Genomic DNA, 7,602 nt, shown 5'->3' with positions numbered 1-7,602 from the left:
TGATGTATATGTTTCTGAAAATGCCGAATTTGGAGAAGGTTTAATTGAGGAATATTTTGAACAAACAATGTTACGAACAGAATATTCGACAAATGATCTACTGATATTGTACTTATATTTTTTATCTCTAGCTGTTAAATCAGAACGAGATGAAATAACTTTAAAAAAAGTTTGTCTAAATATTGTATCTCAAACAAACTATGATGATACAAACTATATTCACTTGCTTCAAAGAGTACTACTAGGTTTAATATTTTATCAACTTGACATCGATTATCATGAATTTATACCTGAAATATTGAGTATGTTAAGAGAAATTATGATTGACATCGGAGATACTAGTTTAAAACCAACTGTAGACTTCATTGAAGCAAAATATTACTTATACGGAGAAAAAGATAAAGAAAAAGCCCTGCAATACTATGAAAAAGCTATCAATGGGGCAGAATTTTTGAATGACATGAATTTTAAAAATCGAGTGATAGAGGAAAAAAATCTAGACTTCCAAAACATTTGATTTGTACATAATAGACATTATTTTCAATAACTGGAACAACAGGACATAAATGTCAGTAGACAAAGATGTCCTGTTGTTTTTTATTGTAGAGGATTACAATAGACAATGTAAGGAATAACAATAATACAGAGAAGGAGATAATATGTTTTTATCTGCATTAGCTACTATTACAGCCACTATGTGGTTTTGGAGATAACATGGAAAATATTAACTATCATTTAGAAGAAAAAGAAGTAAAGTCAAATTACTTAATAATAAAAAATTGTTTAGATACTCGAAGGTTATGTAAAGTGACAATAGATGACAAACTATTTAAATTACTTTTGTTACTACCAAATGAGGTCAAAGAAATTAAAATTTCGCCTCAATTTAAAAATAAAGTAAAAGTAATTGATATAACAGAATAGAAAGGAGAAACTATGTTTTTTATACCAGTACCAATGTTGTGGTGGATGTGGTTCAGAAAATAAATTAGAAAGAGGTAATAAAATGATTAAGGTAGAAAGAGTTACAAAGCGATTTGGAGATAATATTGCTTTAAATCAAATTAGTTTTTCAATAAACGAAGGAGAAATTTTTGGATTCCTAGGTCCATCTGGTTCAGGGAAGACAACAATGATCAATATTCTGACAGGACAGCTACAGGCTAACAGCGGAAAGACAGAATTATTAGGAAAAGATTCTCAAAAATTACTTCCGTCAGATTTTGAAGAGTTAGGCTTAGTAGGTGACACAAGTGGTTATTACGAAAAATTAAGTTTGTACAATAACTTGTTGCTATTTGCAAGACTATACGGAGTTTCAAAATCTCGAATTGAAGAAATTCTAAAACAAGTTGGTCTGTATGATAGTAAAGACACTCCAGCTGAGAAACTTTCTACAGGAATGCGTCAACGAATGCTTTTAGCTCGTGCTTTAATCAATTACCCTAAAGTTCTATTTTTAGATGAACCTACAAGTGGGTTAGATCCCACCACCTCAAAGAAGATTCACAAATTACTACAGGAGTTAAAGGAAAGAGGAACAACCATTTTCTTAACTACTCATGATATGAATGAGGCGACTTTATTATGTGATAACCTAGCTCTTTTGAATAAAGGTGATCTTATTGAACAAGGAAGCCCAAGCGAAATTATCCAAAAATACAACACGGAAAAAAAAGTTGCAGTAACTTATAGTGATTCGACTAAAAAAGTAGTGCGATTCGAAGACTTGCAGCAAGAAGATTATAAAAAAATAATGACGATTCACTCATGTGAACCAACTTTAGAAGACATTTTTATTAAATTGACAGGAGAAAAATTAGATGTTTAAGAGAATTTTAGCCCTTATCTGGTTGAGGACACAAGTATTGTTAACAAACAAAAACACTTTGGTACAGGTAGTATTCCCATTCTTTCTGGTTCTACTCTTCCAAAATTTTATGAATACAGATGGCACTCAAGGGAAAGTACTATTGTATAGCTCTTTAACAATGGCATTCTCATTTTCTTCTGGGTCAATGATTTCAAACTCTATTGCAGAGGAAAAAGAAAAAAGAATTTTTAAAACACTTATTTTAAGCGGAGTTCGCCGTGGAGAATATCTTGTTTCAGTGTTGTTTTATCCTGTAATCTTTGCCTTGGCTTCAGTTATTTCCTTCCCTATTATGGTTGAAGTGGATTTCGCAAAAGATTATCCTGTATACCTTGTAGTAGCTTCTCTGGTAGCATTATGTACAATCCTCTTAAATTTGGTGATTGGAGCTATTTCAGAGACACAAACGCAAGCTCAGGTTTATGGTTTGATTCCAATGCTTGGTCTCTCATTCTTGCCAATGTTTGCTCAAGTTAGCTCAGAGGTCAAGAAATTCATGGATACAACCTTCTTAGGAGTTTATGTAGATTTCTTTAATAAACCAGATTTCAAATTGAATTTTGACAGTTTGGGGATCACTTTTGCTTGGGTTGTAGCATTACTTGCCCTCAGTTATTGGGGATTGAAAAATAAAAAAAAAGTTCCGTTTGGAAAGTTAACACTTAATCAACTTCAAAAACTAACTTTTTTAAAAGCTTAGGAGGAGAAATGACTCATATCAAATGTAGGAGGCGCTCAAAGCGCAGAGTTTAAAATATACTTAAAAATTATCACTTGTATAGAAAGGAGAATAGTATGTATTGGTTAGTGCCCTTTGTTGTATGGTATCTAGTTAGCCATCGCTAATTAAGAAGGAAGTCAAAATATTTAATAAAAAATAAAAGGAGGAAAAATCATGCCATTTCTATTAGGTGTTGCATATGGAATTTATCTATATACTCGTATTCGCTAATAAAATATTAATTATCAATTAAAATAGAGAAAGAAAGGAGAAATCAAATGTTTGCACTCGGTGTTCTTGTAGGATTTGGGATTGCTTTGTATGCATCTCGTCGTTAAAAAATAAAAAGACCAATTTGGTCTTTTTATTTTCCAACTGATAGAAGAAGCGATAGTGTTATTAAATAGCACAAATTAGGTTTTAATTTTAAATCAATTTATTGATTTAAAATAGGTGATAAGTATGTTAAAAAAAAATAATTATCAAAATAAAATAAAACAATTTAGAGTTAGAGAGGGATTAACACAAGATGAATTAGCTAAGAAAATAAATATTTCAAGACAAATGATAGGTTTAATAGAAAATAATAAAACAATACCATCCGTAGAAATAGCTTTAAAATTATCTACAGTTCTAAAAGAACCTATAGAACGTCTCTTTTTATTTGCGTTTTGAATAAGTTGAAATAGAAGTTTATGAGAGAGGAGAAGCTGTTCCTTTAGAAAAAGCAATAGTATTATTAAATAGCACTACTTAGGTTTTAATTTACTAATAAATTGATTTATAAATGGGGGAGAGGAGAGCGAACAAAGTGAGTCTCTCCTTTTTATTATATATTTAATTAATGTTTAATATATATTTAGCCCCTAAACGAGCCTTAGAGCGCCAAGGGGTTTCAGCTTTTATAGGGTACAAAATGTGCAGTTATAGGGTACAAAATGTGCAGTTATAGGGTACAAAATGTGCAGTTATAGGGTACAAAATGTGCAGTTATAAAAACAAAATATATCTTGTCTTTTTTAGAATAATGTGGTATTATAAAGACACGAAAGGAATTTGTCTTTATGGTAGCAGAAGTAGTTAAATATCACAACGATTTGAATACCGTGGTTATGAGAACTTGGACATCTGAAGAAATGAATTTTTTCTTCACGATACTTACTAAAGCGAAAGAACAGGGAGTTAAAAAGCTTGTTTTCAATACAGATGAGCTTAAAGATCTTGCTACTTCATCTCGTAAGTATCGATGGGAAGAAACAGTAACTAACGCTGCTAAGAAAATAGGTCAATTGACCTATTTTGAGCAATCTGAACGAAAGTTTAGAGTAATGACTTTGTTTGAATTTTTTGAGGTAGACCTAGATAAAAAAATGGTAGAGGTTAAGGTATCATCTAATTTTGATTATATCCTCAATAAATTAGAAACTCAATTTACACGATATGAACTTGAAGAATTTACTAGTATTAGGTCAACCTATGCCAAAACTATGTATCGATTGTTGAAACAATGGAGGACAGTAGGAAGAAAAGAGTTTTCTGTTGATGATTTAAAGAGAATTTTAGACACACCTGAATCATACAGACCAAGCGAAATTGATAGACTTATTTTGAAACCTATTAAAGAGCAACTTTCTCCGTATTTTGTAGATTTAAAAGTTAAAAAAATTAAGTCAAACAAACGCGGAACACCCGTTCTAGGCTATGAATTTACATGGAAAAAAGAAGTAACAGAGGCTTATGATCCAAATAAGTATGATAAGCCTAAAACTGTAGCTAAAAAACCATCTAAAAAGGCTACTAAGAAAAGCAATGTACCAAGCTGGAGCAATCCAAACTATAAGAACGAGCTTAGTCAAGAATTTTTAGATGAACTTATTGAAACTCAAAAAATCTTAGGTATCTACGGAACACCTGAAGCAGAAGCTGAGCTTGCCCAAAAACGTGCAGAAATTGAGAAAAAACGGGCTGAGCTAGAAGCCAAAAAATGGGAACTTTTAGGGAAACTAGATAAATCTAGCGAGCCTGATGTAGTACCAGGGCAAACAGACATATATGACTTTTTAGAGGATGATGAAAAATAGTAAAAAGTTCCTTTCAATCATTTTTTTGACACCTATTTTGAAACTATGGTATAATTTAATTAACAACAAGAGTAGTGAGTTCATCACGCTAAACGAAAAAGCACCCTGTCCGCCAAGACTTAGGGTGCTTTTTTTACGCTAGCCACAACAAACTAACGTTCGTGAAAAGTGACACTATTTCTCGTCATCATCGAAGCGCTTTTCAATCCACTTCATCCCATAGGCTTTCCCCAACTCGTACGCTAGGGGCAACACTACTCGGATAACAACAAGAAGAGTAATGAGTTTTAACAAGCTAAACACCTCCTTTCGAAGGCTTAGTGCCAGAGTATTGCTATTATATCATGTCCGCTTACTTTATTCCATGGACAGCTGGGCAACATAAAATAAAATAAAATCCCACCTCTCTCGAAGTGGGATTTTCACTAATTTTAACTCATTTTTTATTGATACAAGTAAGATTGAGCGATAACGTCAATTCTGTTATGCCCTAGATTCTTCGTGACTATAGCCATAGCACGTTTATCATACGTTTCTCCTGCCCTGTCCTTGCGCATTATATAGCGGTCGGCTCTGGGAATATCTTTTTCACTCCTAGCGTAATGCTGATATAAACGCATTGCGTAAGACGCTCGATAGAAATGATTGTCGTAATTTGTATGAAGTTTTGGGAAGAGTCTTCCCTTTTTTGATTGAATGAATTTCACAATATCTTCTGTCTCTTCTTCTGATATACCCATAATCTCCACGATACGAGCCTTACCCCCTTTTGTACCTTTGGTAACACTAAGGTAAGCCTTGCCTTCCTCGAAGAAAAGATCATCAGAAGTAATGCGAGTCATTTCGGCTCTTCGTAGCCCCGTGGCGCTCGTAAAACGAGCTAGACGGCGCTCTGTCGCCTCTGATATGTGTTTATCACTCTTTACTGCAAATCGGCTACGCTTGATACCTGCGCGAGTACGCTCAGGCGTATCTATGAACACATTAGACGAGACACCGAAAACTTTTGCCATTGCCGCTTTTCGTGTAGCAATAGTAGAAGCAGAGACATCCCCTTTATCAATTAGATAAAGTAGATAGTCGTTAGCATACTTGTATGCATCGTCTATCGTTAAGGCTTCTGGGTGTTCTTTATCAAGCCATTCTATAAAGTAGCCAAGTTGCTTCTTGTAGGTACGATATGTACCCTCTGAATAGATTTTGTTTTTCGTATCGTCTTTAGTCTTGTCTAGAGACCTTTTAGAAGACTTACCGTCTTCAAACATCTCCAAGAGACGTTTTCGAACTGTATTCTGATACGTTTTTTCTTTGGACCGATTGCGAGCCTTTCGCTTTTTAGCCCAGCGATTTTGCTTAGGTTTGCTATTTTCGTTATCCATAGTGACCCCTTTTAGTTTTCAAGTAAAAGAATATTACCCCCTTGAACCAGCTCTGTTCAGGCCTCCGAAGAGGGCGAGTCCCGTAGACTCATGGGCAACTTTTTTTGCGTGAATGTCTATGCCATGACATCAGCAGCCATTTTTCTGTCTCGACCTTGACAACTACCTTTAGAAAGCTAGGCGGTAGCGACCCGGAGAAGGTTGTAGTAGAGCAAATCGGTGTATGAATAACTAGAATAACACTGCCTAAACGCTATCGTTTAATTCCTTTCTTTTACCTTTATTTCTTATTTAGCATTTTAGAAAGTGTCATTTATTAGTTTGTCTTTTTTTCTCTTAATTTTCTTTTTATGTTCTTTTTCTTTTTTTCTTCTTTTACTTTTTATCTTCTAGAAAAAGCCTTGTTTCGCAAGACTTTTCGTTTTATATTTTTTCTCTTACTATTCGTACTCCACGTCAATCAATATTCTCTAATACTATTATGCCATTTTTTTTGAAAAATAAAAATTGAACAAAATATTTTTAGAAAAAGATTGTGTAGAGTTTGTTTTTCCTCTTTCTTGTTTCTTGCTCCAACCACTCAATTCTATCCAATATATATTATGCCAGAAAATCGAAAAAATAAAAAACACACTGCTAAAAGAGTTTTCCACAGCCAAAATTCTAAGAGAAAAGAGAGAGTTTTGAGAGTCAAAAATCTCAAAATTTCATCTCTAAATCTGATGAAATCTTACTCAAAAGACAAAAATTTGCGATATAGTAAATTTTTGAGCTACGCCACTAAAGTGGCGGTTAACTGTTTACCCATGCACAATTCCTACGGAATTTAACATAGGGTAAACAGTTAACGCGTGCCGAAAACCCTTTGGGCGGGTTTCCTGCTTACGCTTTTCGCTCTTCGAAAAGAGCGACTGACGACCGCTATCGCTATTGTCGCCAGTTCAGACAGAGAGAGTAATTAAAAAGTGAGAAATGTGTTTTTTCTGTCTGATAAATGGAACAAATATGTTAAAATGAAAACGAATACAATTATTTGGATGTCGAATTAGAATTTAAAGAGGCTTATTATGAGTAATTTGGAAATAGGGAAACGGATTCGTACCTTACGGACTGAAAAAGGATTGAGTAGGGAAGCTTTTTGTGGAGATGAAAAGCATCTTACTGTTCGTCAGTTGGCCAGAATTGAAACAGGGAACAACTTGCCCAGCTTAGCAAAACTAGACTATATAGCTGAAGTGTTAGGAGTTCCGATATCTCAGTTAATTGATGAACGATTGCTAATCGTTCCTAAAGAGTATTTAAAGCTAAAAACGAAGTTAATTCGTCAATCTATTCATGGAGATGAAGAAAAAATCCACCAACGTGAAGCTATCTTTGAAGACATTCAAGAACGTTTTTATGATCAACTCCCTGAAGATGAGCAAGTAGCAGTTGAGGTTCTACAAGCTATTGATGATGTATATGTTTCTGAAAATGCCGAATTTGGAGAAGGTTTAATTGAGGAATATTTTGAACAAACAATGTTACGAACAGAATATTCGACAAATG

General features: G+C 33.8%; 7 protein-coding genes and 1 pseudogene. 7 read left to right on the top strand and 1 reads right to left on the bottom strand.

Annotated elements, in window-relative coordinates:
• From B7703_RS09885 to B7703_RS00150, 6 genes and pseudogenes are all read left to right on the top strand, one after another.
• A pseudogene (locus B7703_RS09885) lies at positions 1–517 on the top strand (hypothetical protein); the annotation flags it as partial.
• A 197-nt stretch (positions 518–714) separates the two neighbouring features.
• On the top strand, positions 715–924 hold the full coding sequence (locus tag B7703_RS00170) for a hypothetical protein (RefSeq protein ID WP_084923149.1): 210 nt from the start codon (positions 715–717) through the stop codon (positions 922–924).
• Between the two features lie 82 nt (positions 925–1,006).
• Positions 1,007–1,831, top strand: a complete 825-nt coding sequence (locus B7703_RS00165; protein ID WP_023948448.1) for an ABC transporter ATP-binding protein — start codon at positions 1,007–1,009, stop codon at positions 1,829–1,831.
• On the top strand, positions 1,824–2,573 hold the full coding sequence (locus B7703_RS00160) for an ABC transporter permease (protein ID WP_023948450.1): 750 nt from the start codon (positions 1,824–1,826) through the stop codon (positions 2,571–2,573). Before B7703_RS00165 ends, B7703_RS00160 begins: the two co-directional genes overlap by 8 nt.
• A gap of 483 nt (positions 2,574–3,056) precedes the next feature.
• Complete coding sequence (locus B7703_RS00155; RefSeq protein ID WP_023948452.1) at positions 3,057–3,269, top strand: helix-turn-helix transcriptional regulator; 213 nt, start codon at positions 3,057–3,059, stop codon at positions 3,267–3,269.
• Positions 3,270–3,658: 389 nt separating this feature from the next.
• Entirely contained in the window at positions 3,659–4,675 is a 1,017-nt protein-coding gene (locus B7703_RS00150) for a replication initiation protein (RefSeq protein ID WP_084923147.1), read from the top strand.
• Positions 4,676–5,118: 443 nt separating this feature from the next.
• Here the strand turns inward: B7703_RS00150 and B7703_RS00145 are convergent, their stop codons facing one another.
• Positions 5,119–6,054, bottom strand: a complete 936-nt coding sequence (locus B7703_RS00145; RefSeq protein ID WP_084923145.1) for a phage integrase N-terminal SAM-like domain-containing protein — start codon at positions 6,052–6,054, stop codon at positions 5,119–5,121.
• Between the two features lie 1,067 nt (positions 6,055–7,121).
• Here B7703_RS00145 and B7703_RS00140 point away from each other — a divergent pair.
• The coding region (locus B7703_RS00140; protein ID WP_142358183.1) for a helix-turn-helix domain-containing protein at positions 7,122–7,602 on the top strand (481 nt) is incomplete at its 3' end.

Origin of the sequence: Streptococcus mitis (assembly GCF_002096735.1) — a bacterium.
GTDB lineage: Bacteria > Bacillota > Bacilli > Lactobacillales > Streptococcaceae > Streptococcus > Streptococcus mitis_CZ.
This window is presented reverse-complemented; position numbering and strand designations above follow the sequence as displayed.

Bases quoted from the DNA above. Each gene is read 5' to 3' on its own strand.
- B7703_RS00170 (WP_084923149.1), top strand. From the start codon at position 715: ATGGAAAATATTAACTATCATTTAGAAGAAAAAGAAGTAAAGTCAAAT.
- B7703_RS00165 (WP_023948448.1), top strand. From the start codon at position 1,007: ATGATTAAGGTAGAAAGAGTTACAAAGCGATTTGGAGATAATATTGCT.
- B7703_RS00160 (WP_023948450.1), top strand. From the start codon at position 1,824: ATGTTTAAGAGAATTTTAGCCCTTATCTGGTTGAGGACACAAGTATTG.
- B7703_RS00155 (WP_023948452.1), top strand. From the start codon at position 3,057: ATGTTAAAAAAAAATAATTATCAAAATAAAATAAAACAATTTAGAGTT.
- B7703_RS00150 (WP_084923147.1), top strand. From the start codon at position 3,659: ATGGTAGCAGAAGTAGTTAAATATCACAACGATTTGAATACCGTGGTT.
- B7703_RS00145 (WP_084923145.1), bottom strand. From the start codon at position 6,054: ATGGATAACGAAAATAGCAAACCTAAGCAAAATCGCTGGGCTAAAAAG.